This is a genomic window from Pseudomonas sp. NFACC14, from assembly GCF_900106885.1.
Taxonomy (GTDB): domain Bacteria; phylum Pseudomonadota; class Gammaproteobacteria; order Pseudomonadales; family Pseudomonadaceae; genus Aquipseudomonas; species Aquipseudomonas fluorescens_AA.
The window spans coordinates 14,068-31,069 of record NZ_FNOA01000020.1 but is presented as its reverse complement, the minus strand read 5'-3'; the positions used below and the strand labels follow the sequence as shown (position 1 = coordinate 31,069).

The window sequence follows — 17,002 nt, the reverse complement described above, 5'->3', positions numbered from 1 at the left end:
TATTAGGAATTGCGTCTGCCAGTGATTCCGGCAGGAAGGGAAAAGGTGGAGAGTCGATCTGTAAGCCGGGTTCTGTCTTGAACAGTCATTCGTCTACGATGGCCATCACTGGACATCTTTAGCAACCTACCCGGTCCCAGCGCGGGCCACGCCTTGGGACCCTATTTGGTCTTGCTCCAAGTGGGGTTTACCTAGCCACGAACTGTTGCCAGCCGTGCGGTGCGCTCTTACCGCACCTTTTCACCCTTACCGGCGCCGAAACGCTTAGGCGGTTATTTTCTGTGGCACTTTCCGTAGGCTCACGCCTCCCAGGCATTACCTGGCACTTCGCCCTATGGAGCCCGGACTTTCCTCCCCCCCCTAATTCTCATAGAGGGCAGCGACTGTCCGATCGACTCTCCGCCGCGAAGGTTAACGGTAGAGCGCTTGAAGAACAAGCGCTAAAAGCCCCTGGCCAGCACCGTGTCCCGGTTTCACTGGTCTTTCTGTTTTTCCAGTGCGACCTGATACAGCACATTCTTGCGCTCGCCAGTGATCTGCGCCGCAAGGGCCGCGGCGCGCTTGAGGGGCATTTCCTCGAGCAGCAGGTTCAGGACGCGCATCGCCTCGCCGCTGACGGCGTCCTCGCTTTGCGGCGGCGTCCAGCCCGCCACCAGCACGACGCACTCGCCGCGTTGCTGGTTGCTGTCGTTTTCCACAAAGGCGCGCAACTCGGTCAACGGTAGCCCCTTGAGGGTTTCAAAGGTCTTGGTCAACTCCCGGGCCAGCAACGCCTGGCGCTCGGCACCGAACACCAGCTCCATATCCTGCAGGCATTCCAGAATGCGGTGCGGCGCCTCATAGAAGATCAGCGTGCGCGGCTCTTCCTTTATAGCTTCCAGGCGCGCCCGCCGTCCCACCGCCTTGGCCGGCAGGAAACCCTCGAAGATGAAACGGTCCGACGGCAGGCCTGCCGCCGACAGCGCCGCGATCAACGCGCAAGCCCCCGGCACCGGTACCACGCTGATACCCGCCGCCCGGGCCTGGCGCACCAGATGATAGCCGGGGTCGGAAATCAACGGGGTACCGGCATCGGAAATCAGCGCGATGTTATCGCCGGCCAACAGCCGGGTAATGAAACGACTGCCTTCGTCCCGTTCATTGTGTTCATGACAGGCCGCCAACGGCGTGGAAATGCCGAAATGTTGCAGCAGGCGCTGGGAGTGACGCGTGTCTTCAGCCGCGATCAACGCAACCTCCCGCAGGATTTTCAGCGCCCGGGCACTGATATCGTCCAGATTGCCGATGGGCGTCGCCACCACATAAAGCGAGCCGGCAGCGGAATTCAAAGCACCTGGAGCAGTCAAAACGCGCACCTCATGATCGTAAAAACCGCCATTGTAGCGTGTGCAGCCGGTCTCGGCTGTTCACTTCAGCCATTGTGGCGCCGCCTGAGTGAGTAGCGTCTTTTGTGGCGCGCCGCACTCTTTGAAATACCTAAATTGATCGATTCACACCAGTAACATCGCGCCCCGGCCAGTGCTTGGGTACAATTCGACGCTAATTTGATCTCGTATCGGGAACACTTACATGATCGCTTGCCTGCGGCTGCTCTCCGCCCTCTGCCTCGCTGCCCTCCTGGCGGCCTGCGCCAGCTCGCCCTCGTCCAGCCTTGGCGAACTTCCACGGACCCCGGATGCCAGTATCGAGCAGTTGCTCGAACAGGCCACCCAAAGCAAAACCCCGGAAAAAGCCGCCCTGCTGCGCCTGAGCGCCGCAGACCTGGCCTATCGCCAGGGCAATGCCGGACAGTCCGCACAGATCCTGCAACAAGTGCCAATGGAACAACTCAAGCCCGGCCAGCAGATTTTCGCCAGCACGCTGTCGGCGGAATTGGCCATGACCCGCAACCAGCCCAAGGCAGCGCTCACCGCCCTGAGCCACCCAAGCCTGCAACACCTGAGCGAAATGCCCGTGGAGCAGCAGGTCCGCACCGGAACCGTCCGCGCCCGCGCCCTCGAAGCCGACGGCCAGACCCTGGCCGCCGCCAAGGAGCGCATCTTCATCGCACCCTTGCTGAAGGACGATGCCGCGGCGAAGAACCACGAAGCCATCTGGTCGCTGATCGCCTCGTTGCCCACCGACCAGTTGCAGCCCGCCTCCAACGACGACCTCGGCGGCTGGTTGAGCCTGGCCCAGGCCGTCAAGACCGCCGGCACCCTGGAACAGCAGCAGGCGGCCATCGACCACTGGCGCGAACAGAACCCGAAGCACCCCGCCGCCCTGCAACTGCCGACGCCCCTGGTCAAGCTCAAGGAACTGGCCAGCCAGCCACTGAGCAAGATCGCCCTGCTGCTGCCACAAAGTGGCCAGCTGGCAGCGGTTGCCAAGGCCTTGCGCGAGGGTTTCATGGCCGCGCACTACCAGGCCCAGCAGGCCGGGCAGACGCCGCCAAGCATCCAGTTCTATGACAGCGCCAGCCTGACCTCCATGGACGAGTTCTATCGCAAGGCCCAGGCCGACGGCGTGCAACTGGTCATCGGCCCACTGGAAAAACCCCTGGTCAAGCAGATCAGCACCCGCCCCCAATTGCCAATCACTACCCTGGCGCTGAACTACAGCGAAGGCGAGCAAGGGCCACCGCAACTGTTCCAGTTCGGCCTGGCACCCGAGGATGAAGCTCGCGAAGTGTCCCGTCGCGCCCGCGCCGATGGCCTGCACCGCGCCGCCGCCATGGTACCGAAGGGCGAATGGGGCGATCGTGTACTGAAAGCCTTCAGCCAGGACTGGCAGGCCAACGGCGGCACCATCGTCGCGATCGAACGGGTCGACCAACCGGTCCAACTGGCCCAGCAGATCGCCGACATGTTCCAGTTGCGCCAGAGCGAAGGCCGCGCCAAGAGCCTGCAAAGCACCGTGGGCACCACAGTCGCGGCGCAGCCGTCCCGTCGCCAGGACATCGAGTTCATCTTCCTGGCCTCGACACCGCAGCAGGCCCAGCAGATCAAGCCAACCCTGAACTTCCAATACGCCGGCGACGTGCCGGTCTACGCGACGTCTTCGGTGTTCAGCGCCAGCGGCGACCAGAACCAGTACAACGACATGAGCGGCATCCGCTTCTGCGAAACCCCGTGGCTGCTCGACGCCAATGACCCGCTGCGCAAGCAGGTCACCGCGCAGTGGCCCCAGGCGGGTGGCAGCCTGGGTCGGTTGTACGCGATGGGCGCGGATGCCTATCGCCTGGCACCGCGCCTGGGTCAGCTCAAGACGTTGCCGGACAGCCGCATCGAAGGTTTGTCGGGCAGTCTGGCCGTGTCGCCCAACCAGCGCGTACAGCGTCAATTGCCTTGGGCCGAGTTCGTCAACGGCCAGGTGCAGCGCCTGCCGGACACCCAGCGCTGATGCCTGACCGGTCACGCCAGCAAAGCGGACGGGATGCCGAGGGCCAGGCCCTCGCGCATCTCCAGCAACACGGCCTGCGGCTGGTGGCGCAGAACTGGTTGTGCAAACGCGGCGAGCTTGATCTGGTCATGCTTGACGGCGATACAGTAGTATTCATCGAAGTCCGCTACAGAAAAAATACCCAATGGGGTGGCGCGCTCGACAGCATTGACGAGCGCAAGCGCCAGAAGCTGGTGTTCGCCGCGCAGTATTTCCTGCAACGCGAGTCTCGCTGGGCCGATTATCCCTGCCGCTTCGACGTGGTTGCCATCGACAGCAACGCCGCCCAGTTGAACTGGCTGCAGAACGCCTTCGACAGTTGAGCGCCCATGCCGAGCCGGACACCTTCACCTAACTTTTTTGCTCTTTGCTTTGCGCGCCGCACATGTTTGTGCCCATAAGCCGCGCTACTTAAGGTCACACAGATGGACATGCAATCGCGAATTCGCCAGCTTTTTCAGGCCAGTATCGACACCAAGCAACAGGCGATGGACGTACTTGCACCGCACATCGAGCAAGCCAGCCAAGTGATGGTCAACGCCTTGCTCAACGAGGGCAAAATGCTTTCGTGCGGCAATGGCGGCTCGGCCGGTGACGCCCAGCACTTCTCGTCGGAGCTGCTCAACCGCTTCGAGCGCGAACGCCCGAGCCTGCCGGCGATCGCCCTGACCACCGACAGCTCGACGATCACCTCGATCGCCAACGACTACAGCTACAACGAAGTCTTCTCCAAACAGATCCGCGCCCTGGGCCAACCTGGCGATGTGCTGCTGGCGATTTCCACCAGCGGCAACTCGGCCAATATTATTCAAGCGATCCAGGCCGCACATGATCGCGAAATGATTGTCGTAGCATTGACCGGTCGTGACGGCGGTGGCATGGCATCGCTGCTATTGCCCGAAGACGTCGAGATCCGCGTACCGGCCAATGTCACCGCACGTATCCAGGAAGTCCACCTGCTGGCGATCCACTGCCTTTGCGACTTGATCGACAGCCAACTGTTCGGGAGTGAAGAATGACCCCTAATCGCCTAGGCCTTCTGGCCTTGACCCTGTGCCTCGGCATCAGCGGCTGCACATCGGTGGTTAACGCCAGCCGGGAAAAGCCGATTGAAGACGACCGCGGCACCCGCACCTTCGGCAGCAAGATCGACGACTCCCTGATCGAAACCAAGGTCGGCGTGAACATTGCCAAGGCCGACCCGGACCTGGACAACAACTCGCACATCGTCGTCACCAGCTTCAACGGTGTCGTCTTGTTGGCCGGCCAGACCCCACGTGCCGACCTCAAGGCCAAGGCCGAGCAGGAAGCCAGCGCCGTGCAGCGGGTCAAGACCGTGCATAACGAACTGCAGGTCCTGCAACCCTCCTCCCTGCTGGCGCGCCAGAATGACGCCTGGCTGACCACCAAGATCAAGACCCAGATGCTCACCGACGCCAGCATTCCTGGCTCGCGCATCAAGGTTGTGACCGAGAATGGCATCGTCTACCTGCTGGGCCTGCTGACCAAGCAGGAGGCCGCCCAGGCGACCAACCTGGTGCAGGGTGTGTCCGGGGTGCAGAAGATCGTCAAGTTGTTTGAGTATATTGACTGAGGCGACTCGCAGTTCTTGAGGCTGCATGCGGCTGGAAAAAACGGTGCTCACTCATACAGGGGAGCGCCGTTTTTTTGTTTGGTCGGGGGCGCCCAGATCAAAAGCAAAAGCGAGGCGGCCTGACAGCCGACCTGTCTCCTCTAGCTGCACCACAATCAACTGTGGGAGCGAGCTTGCTCGCGATTGCGGTGTGTCAGCCAACATTGATGCCGCTGACCTGACGCCATCGCGAGCAAGCTCGCTCCCACAAATGGGATCGGCACGGCTGGAGGAGACAGGCCGGCTGTCAGGCCGCCTCGCTTTTGCTTTGCTTTTGATCTGGGCGCCCCGTTAACCACGCTGGCCGAACGCAGGCATTGCGCAGTGGCTATCCCGGCATGGATGCCGGGATAGCCGCGCTGGGCCATGGATAGCCCTTCGCGGCGGCCCACGGAGCAATGCCTTCGTTCGGGCATGCCGAGCCTAGGCGAGGCACCGAGTGGTGGGGCAAAGCGCTTTTGGTTACTTTTGTCGCTCTTCCAAAAGTGACCCGCTGCAAGAGCGGAACCGCCAGTAGCCGTTACCGCAGCAACGGATATACACACCAATCCACCAATAAATGCAGCCCCAAAAAAAAATGCCCACATCTCACGACACAGGCATTTTCCTCAGCGAACAGCGAACAGATCACCTGCTCCGCTACTTCACCACCTTAAGACTAGGCCGACCACTAGGCCGCGGCGGCTCGTCATCCGGCGGTGGCAGGTCATCATCCGGCTCGAACTCTTCTTCACCGTCCAGCGGCGCTTCCAGCTCAAACACCATGCCCTGGCCATTCTCCCGGGCATAAATCCCCAGAATCGCAGCAACTGGCACGTACAGGGTGTGTGGCACACCACCGAAGCGCCCTTCAAAACTGACGGCATCATTATCCATGTGCAGGTGACGCACAGCGGCTGGCGACACGTTCAGGACAATCTGCCCATCATTGGCAAAACCCTGCGGCACCTGCACCGATGGAAACTCGGCATTGACGAGCATGTGCGGGGTGCAATCATTGTCCACAATCCACTCGTAGAGCGCGCGGACCAGATAAGGTCGACTGGAGTTCATAGCGGCTCCCTAAGCCTTAGCGCATGTCGCGTTCGACACCAGACAGACTCGCCTGGAATGCCTCACGCGCAAATTGGCGCTCCATATAATCAAGCAGCGGCTTGGCAGGCCGCGGCAGTTCGATACCCAGAATCGGCAAACGCCAGAGTATGGGCAATAGGCAGCAATCCACCAGACTTTGTTCCTCACTGAGGAAAAACGGCTTGTCGACGAACAGCGGCGATACGCCCGTCAGGCTTTCACGCAATTCCTTGCGCGCCACGACCCGCGCCGGTTCCTTGGTCCGGGAATCCAGGATCAGATCCACCAACCCGCACCAGTCACGCTGGATGCGATGGATCAGCAAACGGCTGTTGGCACGCGCGACAGGATAAACCGGCAGCAAGGGTGGATGCGGATAACGCTCATCCAGGTATTCCATCACCACAGTCGACTCCCACAGCGCCAGGTCACGATCGACCAGTGTGGGCAGGCTGCCGTAAGGGTTCACTTCGATCAGCTTCGGCGGCTGACGACCCGCTTCGACGTAAATGATCTCGGCGCTGACACCCTTCTCTGCCAGTACGATGCGTACCCGGTGGGAATAGTGGTCGGCGGGGTCGGAGTAACAGGCCAACCGATTGGTCACGCCCATGGCGATCCTCCTCGCTTGTTGAAATTATCGAAAAACGGAAAAACGAGCGCGCCCAGAGGGCGTCTCCCGTAACGCCTGGCGGGCCAGGCTCGTTACATGTCTAGAGACGCCCTTGGGCGCGCACGATTAACAGCAATGGCTTACAGCTTTATCAATGCACGTCTTTCCAGTATTCACGCTTGAGCAGGTAAGCGAATACGAAGAAGAACGCCAGGTACAGCAATACATAGGTACCGATGCGCTGATGCTCCAGCTTCACCGGGTTGGCCGAGTAGGCCAGGAAGGTCACCAGGTTCTTGACCTTCTCATCGAACTGCTCCGGGGTCAGGCTGCCGGTGTTCGGCAATACGGTCAGCTGGTCGCAGGCTTCATGGGTCAAAGCGGAGCCTGTCAGCGGATCGAATTGCTTTTTGCCGTCTTCAACGATCTGAACCTGTTTGCAGCCTACCACTTGGCGACCCTGGAGGCCGACCAGAACGTTAGGCATGCCGACGTTCGGGAAGACCTTGTTGTTCACGCCCCAAGGACGTGCAGGATCTTCGTAGAACGAACGCAGGTAACCGTAAAGCCAGTCGGTGCCACGCACACGGGCCACCAGGGTCAGGTCCGGCGGCGCGGCGCCGAACCAGGTCTTGGCGTCCGCAGGCTGCATGCCGATGGTCATGTGATCGCCCAGCTTGGCACCAGTGAACACAAGCTTCTCGAGCATCAGCTCATGGGGGATGCCCAGGTCATCGGCAACGCGTTCATAGCGCTGGAACTTGGCACTGTGGCAACCCATGCAGTAGTTGGCGAACGTACGTGCGCCGTCCTGCATGGCCGCTTTGTCGGAAACGTCGATGTCGACTTTTTCCAGCTCCGGACCACCGTGTTCAGCCGCGAAGGACAGTACAGGCATAGCAGCAAGAATCAGTACAGCAAATAGCTTTTTCATCAGCCAGTCACCCTTTCCGGAACCGGTTTGGTCTTCTCGAGCCTGGTGTAGAACGGCATCAGAATGAAGTAGGCGAAGTACAGGAAGGTGCAAACCTGCGACAGCAGCGTGCGTTCCGGTGTCGGAGCCAGTACGCCCAGCACGCCCAGGATCACGAACGAGATGCAGAACACCACGAGCCAGATCTTGCTCAGCCAGCCTTTGTAGCGCATCGACTTGACGGGGCTGCGGTCCAGCCATGGCAGGACGAACAGCACGGCGATGGCCGCGCCCATGGCGATTACGCCCAACAGCTTGTCCGGGATCGCCCGCAGGATCGCGTAGAACGGCGTGAAGTACCAGACCGGGGCAATGTGCTCAGGGGTCTTGAACGCGTTCGCCTGCTCGAAGTTCGGCTTCTCGAGGAAGTAACCGCCCATTTCAGGGAAGAAGAACACGATGGAGCAGAAGATGAACAGGAAGACCACCACGCCGACGATGTCTTTCACGGTGTAGTACGGATGGAAGGCGATGCCATCCAGCGGTACGCCGTTCTCGTCCTTGTGTTTCTTGATGTCCACGCCATCCGGGTTGTTCGAGCCGACTTCGTGCAGCGCGAGGATGTGCAGCACCACCAGGCCAAGGATCACGATTGGCAGGGCGACCACGTGCAGGGCGAAGAAGCGGTTCAGGGTGATGCCCGAGATCAGGTAGTCACCACGGATCCACTGGGTCAGGTCGTCACCGATGACCGGGATCGCACCGAACAGCGAGATGATCACCTGGGCACCCCAGTAGGACATCTGGCCCCACGGCAGCAGGTAGCCCATGAAGGCCTCGGCCATCAGCGCCAGGTAGATCAGCATGCCGAAGACCCACACCAGCTCGCGAGGCTTCTGGTACGAACCGTAGAGCAGGCCACGGAACATGTGCAGGTAGACCACGATGAAGAACGCCGAAGCGCCGGTGGAGTGCAGCAGACGCAGGATCGAGCCGTACTCGACGTCGCGCATGATGTATTCGACGGAGGCGAACGCTTCTTCCGCCGACGGGGTGTAGCTCATGGTCAGCCAGACACCGGTGACGATCTGATTGACCAGAACGAGCAGTGCCAGGGAGCCAAAGAAGTAGAAGAAGTTGAAGTTTTTCGGAGCGTAGTACTTGCTGAGATGGTCTTCCCACATCTTGGTCGCGGGAAAACGCGCATCAACCCAATCCATGAATTTGCTCATCACGCTTTCTCCGTATCGACGCCAACGACAATGATGTCATCGGTCTCATAGGAATGCGGGGGAACTGGCAGGTTCAGAGGTGCAGGCTGCGACTTGTAGACGCGACCGGCCAGGTCGTAGTGGGAGCCGTGGCAAGGGCAGAAATAACCACCGACCCAGTCCTTGCCCAGGTCGGCAGGCGCCACTTCAGGGCGGAACGTTGGCGAGCAACCCAGGTGCGTACAGATCCCGATCAGCAGCAGGACCTCTGGCTTGATCGAACGCGTCTGCGGGTCGACATAGGTCGGTTGCGTGGAGTTCTTGGAGGACGGGTCGGACAACTGACCCTCGATCTTTTTCAGATTCCCCAGGATTTCCTCTGTACGGCGGACGATGAACACCGGCTGGCCGCGCCACTCAGCAATCATCTGCTGGCCTGGCTCGATCTTGCTGACATTCACTTTCACCGGTGCACCTGCGGCTTTCGCCTTGGCGCTGGGAAACCATGACCCCACGAACGGGACCGCAGCCCCCACCGCTCCTGCAGCACCCACCACGGATGTGGCTGCTACCAGGAAGCGACGCCGGCCTGCATTCACGCCGTCATTGCTCATTCAGTCCTCTCCCATCAGCTTTGTGGCCTGTTAGATCAGGCGTCTACTAAGTAAAAATCTGAACTTATAAAAATTTTGCCGAATGGTAATGAAAAGCCCCAATTCTGACAAGGTAATTACCAAGCGGCCAAACCGCCAGGCCTTGTAGTATAGGGGCTCTACGAATGTGGCAAGTTGTCACAGAGCAATTCTTTTGCCCATAAAAAAAACGCCCAGCTCCGTGAGGAACTGGGCGCCTTTTGAAAGCGGAAGCGGAATTAACGCTTCGAGTACTGCGGACGCTTACGCGCTTTACGCAGACCGACTTTCTTACGTTCAACTTCGCGAGCATCGCGAGTTACGAAGCCGGCTTTGCGCAGAGCACCACGCAGAGTCTCGTCGTAATCCATCAGGGCGCGAGTGATGCCGTGGCGGATTGCGCCAGCTTGACCACTTACACCACCACCGATAACAGTGACGTAGATGTCGAATTTTTCGACGGTCTCGGTCAGTTCCAGCGGCTGACGAACTACCATGCGGGCAGTTTCGCGGCCGAAGAAGTTATCCAGGGAGCGGTTGTTGATGGAGATGTTACCAGTGCCCGGACGCAGGAAAACGCGTGCGGTTGCAGTCTTGCGACGGCCAGTGCCGTAATTTTGAGTCGCCGACATAATGAACTATTCCGTTAAAACTTCAGTTCTTGGGGCTGCTGAGCAGTATGAGGGTGAGCAGCGCCCGCATAAACCTTCAGCTTACGATACATGTCGCGACCCAGTGGGTTCTTAGGCAGCATGCCTTTAACCGCGGTCTCGATCACGCGCTCAGGGGCTTTGGCGATCAGCTTTTCAAAGTTGATCGACTTGATGCCGCCAGGAAAACCGGAGTGGGAGTAGTACATTTTGTCAGTGGTTTTAGCGCCAGTAACACGTACTTGCTCAGCGTTGATCACGACGATGTAGTCACCGGTGTCAACGTGAGGGGTGTACTCAGGCTTGTGCTTGCCACGCAGACGGCTCGCGATTTCGGTGGCCAGACGACCCAGGGTCTGACCAGCAGCGTCGACGACAAACCAGTCGCGCTTTACTGTTTCCGGTTTAGCAGTAAAAGTTTTCATTCTTTATAGCCTCAGGGGCCGCCCTGTAAATTAGACGGCGGATCTTACTGAATAGTGCGTACTTTGACAAGTCAAAGGCAGCCGGATACAGACGCTTTCGGGGGCTCGGGTCGGCGCGTCCGTTCAACGGCAAGATTCTTCGGCGGCGGCGCATCACTTCCACTGCAGAAAGAGGTGCGCAATTATGCAGATTGCGAAAAATATTTCAACCTGCTTTTATGATTGTTTTGCCCAAGGAGTTCCCGATGGACTATCGCCAGCTAGGCCGTACCGATCTGAACGTGAGTGCCCTGTGCCTCGGCACCATGACCTGGGGTGAGCAGAACAGCGAGGCCGAGGCCTTCGCCCAGATCGAACGCGCCAAGGGTGCCGGCATCAATTTCATGGACACCGCCGAGATGTACCCGGTGCCCCCCAAGGCCGAGACCTACGCCACCACCGAGCGCTACATCGGCAATTACTTCAAAAGCCGCGGCGACCGTGCCGACTGGATCCTGGCGAGCAAGATCGCCGGTCCCGGCAACACCATCGACTACATCCGCGACAAGCACCTCAAGCACAACCGCCAGCACATCGTCCAAGCCGTGGACGCCAGCCTCAAGCGCCTGCAGACCGACTGGATCGATCTTTACCAGCTGCACTGGCCGGAGCGCAGCACCAACTTCTTCGGTCAACTGGGCTACCAGCACAAGGCCGACGAAACGTTCACGCCGCTGGAGGACACCCTCGAAGCCCTGGACGAGCAGGTCCGGGCCGGCAAGATCCGCCACATCGGCCTGTCCAACGAAACACCGTGGGGCACCATGAAGTTCCTGGCCCTGGCCGAAGCCCGTGGCTGGCCGCGGGCGGTGTCGATCCAGAACCCGTACAACCTGCTCAACCGCAGCTTCGAGGTCGGCCTGGCGGAAATCGCCATCCGCGAACAATGCGGCCTGCTGGCTTATTCGCCCCTGGCGTTCGGCTTCCTGTCGGGCAAATACGAAGGTGGCGCGCGCCCACCTAAAGGCCGCCTGAGCCTCTACAGCCGCTTCAGCCGCTACTTCAACCCGCAATCGGAAGCGGCGTGTAGCCGTTATGTCGCATTGGCCCGCGAGCACGGCCTGGACCCGGCACAGATGGCCCTGGCGTTCGTCACCCAACAGCCGTTCGTGACCAGCAACATCATTGGCGCCACCACGCTGGAGCAACTGGACAGCAACATCGAAAGCTTCGACCTGAAGCTGTCGGACGAAGTGCTGGCGGGGATCGAGGCGATCCACAAGGATCAGCCGAACCCGGCGCCTTGATTGATTCATAGGCCCCATCGCGAGCAAGCTCGCTCCCACAGGATTTCTGCAGCAACACAGGAACCCCATGTGGGAGCGAGCCTGCTCGCGATAGCGGACCCAAGCTCACCACCGCATCAAAGCGACCGCGCAATGATCTCCTTCATGATTTCATTGGTCCCGGCATAGATCCGCTGCACTCGCGCATCCGCCCATGCCCGGGCAATCGGGTATTCCCACATGAAGCCGTAGCCGCCATGCAACTGCACGCACTCGTCGAGCACCTTGCATTGCAGGTCGGTGCCCCAGTACTTGGCCATCGCCGCCGTCGGCACGTCCAGCTTGCCTTGCAGGTGCAATTCCAGGCAGCGGTCGACGAAGACCCGGCCAATCTGGATTTCGGTAGCCATTTCCGCAAGCTTGAAACGGGTGTTCTGGAAGTCGGCGATGGTTTTGCCGAACGCCTTGCGCTCGCGGGTGTAGTCCAGGGTCCATTGCAGCGCCGCTTCGGCCGAAGCCAGGCCGCCGATGGCGACGGTCAGGCGCTCCTGGGGGAGCTCTTGCATCAGATAGGCAAAGCCCATTCCGGCCTGTCCGAGCAGGTTGTCCTTCGGCACGCGGACATCCTGGAAGAACAATTCCGACGTGTCCTGGGCCTTCATTCCGACTTTTTCCAGGCGCTTGCCCTTTTCGAAGCCCGGCGTGCCCGCCTCCACCAGGAACAGGCTGGTGCCCTTGGCGCCAGCCTTGGGATCGGTCTTGGCGACCACAATCACCAGGTCCGCCAGGAAACCATTGGTGATGAAGGTCTTGGAGCCGTTGATGACGTATTCGTCACCGTCCAGCACCGCCGTGGTCTTCACCCCTTGCAGGTCGGAGCCGGCGCCCGGTTCGGTCATGGCGATGGCCGTGACCATTTCGCCGGACACCAGTTTCGGCAGGTACTTGTGTTTCAGCGCCTCACTGCCGTAATGCAGGATGTACGGCGCGACGATGTCGGAATGCAGCGAGAAACCGATCCCCGTCAGCCCCAGGCGGCCGATCTCCTCGATCACCACCGTGCTGTAGAGGAAGTCCGCGTCCAGTCCGCCATAAGCCTCTGGAAGGTGCGAGCACAACATGCCCGCCTCCCCCGCCTTGTTCCAGAGCTGGCGATCGACATGCCCCTGTTTTTCCCACTGGCTGTGGTACGGCACCGCTTCTTTTTCGAGGAAGGTTCGTACGCTGTCGCGAAACAATTCGTGCTCGGGACTGAACAGTGTTCTTGGGATCATGACTCACCTTTGGTTATTGTCGGACATGGTTATCCCACAGAGCCTAAGCCTGCGGTGTACCACAGGACACTGGACACATCCGACAAAAAATAAGACGATCCAGCCGTCTGGTGACCACTTCCCCCTATAAAAATAAAGATGAATTATGTCTATGCACGCCTCCACGCCCTTGCGGCGCGTCAGCATCCTGGCAATCGACCGGGTCTTCGCCTTCACCCTCATGCAAGCCAAGGATTTTTTCCACCTGGCCAGCCTGCGCTATGGCAAACAACTGGGCCACGGTCTGACGCCGGCGTTTGAAACCCGGCTGGTCAGCCCCGATGGCAAACCGGTGAACAGCTTCAGCGATGTGATCATGCCGGTGGACGGTGGCTTGGAAAACACCGACATCATCATCCTGCCGGCCTTCTGGGATGATTTCGCCAGCCTCTGCCAACGCTACCCCCAGGTCCTGCCCTGGCTGCGCGAACAACACGCTCGCGGCGCAGTACTCTGCGGCGAAGCCACCGGGGTGTTCTGGCTGGCCGAAGCCGGCCTGCTCGACGGCAAGGAAGCGACCACCTACTGGCGCTTCTTCAATGCCTTCAAGGAGCGCTTCCCCCAGGTGCACCTGAACCAGGACAAGCACCTGACCGACGCCGACAACCTGTTTTGCGCCGGCGGCGCGACCTCAGCCTGCGACCTCTACATTTACCTCATTGAACGCTTCTGCGGCGCCAACGTGGCCCAGGCCGTGGCGCGGGACATCCTGTATGAAGTGCAACGCAGCTATTCGCCGGGACGGATCGGCTTTGGCGGGCAGAAACTGCACCAGGACGTGATCATCCTGCAGATCCAGCAATGGCTCGAAGAGCACTTCGCCGATAAATTCCGCTTCGAGGATGTTGCCCGGGAGCATGGCATGAGCATCCGCAATTTCATGCGCCGCTTCCAGACCGCCACGGGCGACAAGCCGCTGCATTACCTGCAACGACTGCGGATCGAAACCGCCAAGGGCCTGCTCTCCGGCAGCCGCAAGAGCATCAAGACCATCAGCTACGAAGTCGGCTACGACGATGCGAGCTTTTTCGCACGGTTGTTCCGGCAACATACCGACCTGTCGCCGAACCAGTATCGGCAGCAGTTTCAACAGGCGGCGTGAACCAGAGCTGAATGCAATCCCATGTGGGAGCGAGCTTGCTCGCGATGGCGGTGGTTCAGCAGCACTGATGTTGACTGACCAAGACGCCATCGCGAGCAAGCTCGCTCCCACAGGGTTTTGCAGTGAACGGCTGATTCGAGCGTACAAAAAAGGCCTGCGAACGCAGGCCTTCTTTGCTTTCCGAATCGCCCTACGGCTTATGCGCTCGCGACAGGAATTCGTGGGATTGCATCTCCAGCAAACGACTCAAGGTCCGCTGGAATTCGAAGGTCAGGCGACCGCCGGTGTAGAGGTCCTTGAGTTCGACTTCGGCCGAAATGATCAGCTTGACGTTACGGTCGTAGAACTCATCGACCATGTTGATGAAGCGACGGGCGATGTCGTCGGTGGTGACGCTCATCTGCTCGACGCCGCTGAGCAACACGGCGTGGAAGATCTTGCCCAGTTCGATGTAGTCGTTCTGGCTGCGCGGGCCGTCGCACAGTTCGCGGAAGTCGAACCAGGCCACGTCGTCACAGGTGCGGATGGCGCGGATCTCGCGGTTTTCGATGATCAGCACATCGTTTTCCACCGCCTGGGTGCATTCCGGCGTCAGGGCGCGGAAGCTCTTGCGCAGGCTTTCTTCGGCGGCGGCATCCAACGGAAAGTGGAACAACTCCGCTTGTTCGAGGTGACGCAGGCGGTAGTCGACGCCACTGTCGACGTTGACGATTTCGGTGTGTTCCTTGATCAGCGCGATGGCCGGCAGGAACCGCGCCCGCTGCAGGCCGTCCTTGTACAGGCCGTCGGGCACGATGTTCGAGGTGGCGACCAGGGTCACGCCATTCTTGAACAGCTCTTCCATCAAGGTGCCCAGGATCATGGCATCGGTGATGTCGGAAACGAAGAACTCATCGAAGCAGATCACCCGGGTCTCGTCGGAAAAACGCTTGGCGATGATGGTCAGCGGGTTTTTCTCGCCCCCCAGGGTCTTCATTTCCTCGTGCACGCGCTTCATGAAGCGGTGGAAGTGCGTGCGTGTCTTTTCCTTGAACGGCAGCGCTTCGAAGAAGGTGTCCACCAGGTAGGTCTTGCCACGGCCCACGCCGCCCCAGAAATACAGGCCCTTGACCGGTGCCTGGTCTTTTTTGCCGAACAGTTTGCCCAACAGGCCCGGCTTGTTGTTCGAGGCCGCGACCAGGTCATCGTACAGGCGCTGCAAATGCCGCACCGCCGTTTCCTGGGCTGCGTCGTGGAAGAATTCCGGGCGTTTCAGATCAGCTTGATATCGTTCTAGGGGCGTCATATTCGTTAGCAAGGCAACAAAAACGGGCCGTCACTGTAGCGATGGCCCAGAGGAATGGCAATCGGCCCTTATTCGGGCCGATGGTCGGATGACGCGCCGCGATCAGTCCTGGGCAGGCGTCAGGGCAACGCGCAGCGCATCGATGGCCGCATCCCGGGCGACGCTGTCGGCGAAGGCCGGGCTGTTCGCCACGCACTCACCGTCGAGCCAGACGCTGAAACCCAGGTCGTCGCTGCGTACGTCCAAGGATTGGCCGGATTGCAATTGCTTGGTCACCTGCCCTGCGGTCTTGCCGTCGGCAAAATTGTTCGAGAGCAACAGTTGTTCGCCATCGGCAGAAAGCAGGCGGAAACGGAAACTGCCGTCATCCTCGCGGAAGCTGACGAAACGTGCCGCCTTGGCCGCTTTCTTTTTGGCCTGGGTTGCCACCTGGACCTGGCTGACGAACGAACGCAGGCCAACCGCCTCGCGCAGTTCGTTGAGGAACGGCGTTGCCACGGCCCGGGCCTTGCTCGCGCCCAGTTGCAGGATGTCTTCAAGGTCCGACGGGCGTTCGATGAACTGGTGATAACGCTCGCGCGCTTCACCCAGCTCATTGTCGAGCAACTGGAACAGGCGGTTCTTGGCTTCGCCCCAACCCAGGCCTTGCAGCAGTTCGCTGCGGAACTCGGCGGACTGTTCGGCAGTGGCGAAGGCCTGGAACAGGGTGAACAGGTGCGAATTGTCCGGATCCTTGGCTTCGCCCGGGGCACGGGAGTCGGTGACGATCCGCGAGATCGCGTCCTTCATGTCTTTGGCGCTGCTGAACAACGGGATGGTGTTGTCGTAGCTCTTGGACATCTTGCGGCCATCGAGGCCCGGCAGCGTGGCGACGCTTTCCTCGATCAGCGCCTCGGGCATGGTGAAGAACTCCTTGCCCTGGCCGAACAGGTGATTGAAGCGCTGGCCGATGTCACGGGCCATTTCCACGTGCTGGATCTGGTCGCGACCGACCGGGACCTTGTGGGCATTGAACATCAGGATGTCGGCGGCCATGAGGATCGGGTAGCTGTAGAGGCCCATGGTGACACCGGCGTCCGGGTCTTCCCCGGCCTCGACATTCTTGTCCACCGAGGCCTTGTAGGCATGGGCACGGTTGAGCAGGCCCTTGGCCGCGACGCAGGTCAGCAGCCAGGTCAGTTCCGGGATCTCGGGAATATCGGACTGGCGATAGAACGTCACGCGGTCGACGTCCAGGCCGCCGGCCAGCCAAGTGGCGGCGATCTCCAGGCGCGAACGCTGGATACGCAGCGGGTCATCGCACTTGATCAGGGCGTGGTAGTCGGCCAGGAAGTAGAACGAATCGGCGTTGCTGTCGCGGCTGGCGAGGATCGCCGGACGGATGGCGCCGGCATAGTTGCCCAGGTGCGGGGTGCCGGTGGTGGTGATGCCGGTCAGGATACGGGTACGCGTCGTCATGGGTTATC

General features: G+C 60.3%; 17 protein-coding genes and 1 other RNA gene. 6 read left to right on the top strand and 12 right to left on the bottom strand.

Going from position 1 to position 17,002, the window contains the following annotated elements:
- Window positions 1-45 precede the first annotated feature (45 nt).
- Both rnpB and rsmI read right to left on the bottom strand, forming a co-directional pair.
- An RNA gene (rnpB, locus tag BLU85_RS23690) (RNase P RNA component class A) lies at window positions 46-399 on the bottom strand.
- A 74-nt stretch (window positions 400-473) separates the two neighbouring features.
- The gene (rsmI, locus tag BLU85_RS23685; RefSeq protein ID WP_092204144.1) at window positions 474-1,346 is read right to left on the bottom strand and encodes a 16S rRNA (cytidine(1402)-2'-O)-methyltransferase; all 873 of its coding nucleotides are present in this window, start codon (window positions 1,344-1,346) and stop codon (window positions 474-476) included.
- 223 nt (window positions 1,347-1,569) lie between these two features.
- Here rsmI and BLU85_RS23680 point away from each other — a divergent pair, with 223 nt between their 5' ends.
- The 4 genes from BLU85_RS23680 to BLU85_RS23665 all read left to right on the top strand — a co-directional run bounded on the left by BLU85_RS23680 (window position 1,570) and on the right by BLU85_RS23665 (window position 5,014).
- Window positions 1,570-3,381: a penicillin-binding protein activator gene (locus BLU85_RS23680; protein WP_092204145.1), complete on the top strand. Its 1,812-nt coding sequence runs from the start codon at window positions 1,570-1,572 to the stop codon at window positions 3,379-3,381.
- Window positions 3,381-3,743 carry a YraN family protein gene (locus tag BLU85_RS23675; RefSeq protein ID WP_092204146.1) on the top strand — a complete coding sequence of 121 codons (363 nt, stop codon included), beginning with the start codon at window positions 3,381-3,383 and terminating at the stop codon, window positions 3,741-3,743. Before BLU85_RS23680 ends, BLU85_RS23675 begins: the two co-directional genes overlap by 1 nt.
- Before the next feature lie 102 nt (window positions 3,744-3,845).
- Entirely contained in the window at window positions 3,846-4,439 is a 594-nt protein-coding gene (locus BLU85_RS23670; protein ID WP_007928463.1) for a phosphoheptose isomerase, read from the top strand.
- Window positions 4,436-5,014 carry a BON domain-containing protein gene (locus BLU85_RS23665; RefSeq protein WP_030139689.1) on the top strand — a complete coding sequence of 193 codons (579 nt, stop codon included), beginning with the start codon at window positions 4,436-4,438 and terminating at the stop codon, window positions 5,012-5,014. Before BLU85_RS23670 ends, BLU85_RS23665 begins: the two co-directional genes overlap by 4 nt.
- Before the next feature lie 678 nt (window positions 5,015-5,692).
- Here BLU85_RS23665 and BLU85_RS23650 read toward each other — a convergent pair.
- From BLU85_RS23650 to rplM, 7 genes are all read right to left on the bottom strand, one after another.
- Window positions 5,693-6,106 (bottom strand): ClpXP protease specificity-enhancing factor, encoded by a 414-nt coding sequence (locus BLU85_RS23650; protein ID WP_053124982.1) that lies wholly within the window; start codon window positions 6,104-6,106, stop codon window positions 5,693-5,695.
- A gap of 16 nt (window positions 6,107-6,122) precedes the next feature.
- Window positions 6,123-6,740 carry a glutathione S-transferase N-terminal domain-containing protein gene (locus tag BLU85_RS23645; RefSeq protein WP_003178195.1) on the bottom strand — a complete coding sequence of 206 codons (618 nt, stop codon included), beginning with the start codon at window positions 6,738-6,740 and terminating at the stop codon, window positions 6,123-6,125.
- Between the two features lie 151 nt (window positions 6,741-6,891).
- Window positions 6,892-7,674 carry a cytochrome c1 gene (locus BLU85_RS23640; protein ID WP_060740747.1) on the bottom strand — a complete coding sequence of 261 codons (783 nt, stop codon included), beginning with the start codon at window positions 7,672-7,674 and terminating at the stop codon, window positions 6,892-6,894.
- Window positions 7,674-8,885, bottom strand: a complete 1,212-nt coding sequence (locus BLU85_RS23635; protein WP_092204149.1) for a cytochrome b — start codon at window positions 8,883-8,885, stop codon at window positions 7,674-7,676. The genes BLU85_RS23640 and BLU85_RS23635 overlap by 1 nt, the downstream gene beginning before the upstream one ends.
- Window positions 8,885-9,478, bottom strand: a complete 594-nt coding sequence (gene petA, locus BLU85_RS23630) for a ubiquinol-cytochrome c reductase iron-sulfur subunit (protein ID WP_060740746.1) — start codon at window positions 9,476-9,478, stop codon at window positions 8,885-8,887. Before petA ends, BLU85_RS23635 begins: the two co-directional genes overlap by 1 nt.
- Window positions 9,479-9,735: 257 nt before the next feature.
- A complete protein-coding gene (gene rpsI / locus BLU85_RS23625) occupies window positions 9,736-10,128 on the bottom strand; it encodes a 30S ribosomal protein S9 (RefSeq protein WP_003205364.1) in 393 nt (130 codons plus the stop codon).
- 14 nt (window positions 10,129-10,142) lie between these two features.
- The gene (rplM, locus tag BLU85_RS23620) at window positions 10,143-10,571 is read right to left on the bottom strand and encodes a 50S ribosomal protein L13 (RefSeq protein ID WP_003205365.1); all 429 of its coding nucleotides are present in this window, start codon (window positions 10,569-10,571) and stop codon (window positions 10,143-10,145) included.
- 245 nt (window positions 10,572-10,816) lie between these two features.
- Between rplM and BLU85_RS23615 the strand changes: the two genes are divergently transcribed.
- Entirely contained in the window at window positions 10,817-11,857 is a 1,041-nt protein-coding gene (locus BLU85_RS23615; protein ID WP_092204150.1) for an NADP(H)-dependent aldo-keto reductase, read from the top strand.
- A gap of 116 nt (window positions 11,858-11,973) precedes the next feature.
- On the opposite strand, the gene BLU85_RS23610 is transcribed toward BLU85_RS23615, so the two are convergent.
- Entirely contained in the window at window positions 11,974-13,110 is a 1,137-nt protein-coding gene (locus BLU85_RS23610) for an acyl-CoA dehydrogenase family protein (protein WP_060740744.1), read from the bottom strand.
- A gap of 244 nt (window positions 13,111-13,354) precedes the next feature.
- Between BLU85_RS23610 and BLU85_RS23605 the strand changes: the two genes are divergently transcribed.
- Window positions 13,355-14,251, top strand: coding sequence for a GlxA family transcriptional regulator (locus BLU85_RS23605; RefSeq protein ID WP_170847632.1), 897 nt, complete (start codon window positions 13,355-13,357; stop codon window positions 14,249-14,251).
- 190 nt (window positions 14,252-14,441) lie between these two features.
- Here the strand turns inward: BLU85_RS23605 and zapE are convergent, their stop codons facing one another.
- Together zapE and BLU85_RS23595 are read right to left on the bottom strand one after the other, a co-directional pair.
- Window positions 14,442-15,536 carry a cell division protein ZapE gene (gene zapE, locus BLU85_RS23600; protein ID WP_072409535.1) on the bottom strand — a complete coding sequence of 365 codons (1,095 nt, stop codon included), beginning with the start codon at window positions 15,534-15,536 and terminating at the stop codon, window positions 14,442-14,444.
- 102 nt (window positions 15,537-15,638) lie between these two features.
- Window positions 15,639-16,994, bottom strand: coding sequence for a tryptophan--tRNA ligase (locus tag BLU85_RS23595; protein WP_092204152.1), 1,356 nt, complete (start codon window positions 16,992-16,994; stop codon window positions 15,639-15,641).
- Window positions 16,995-17,002: the final 8 nt, after the last annotated feature.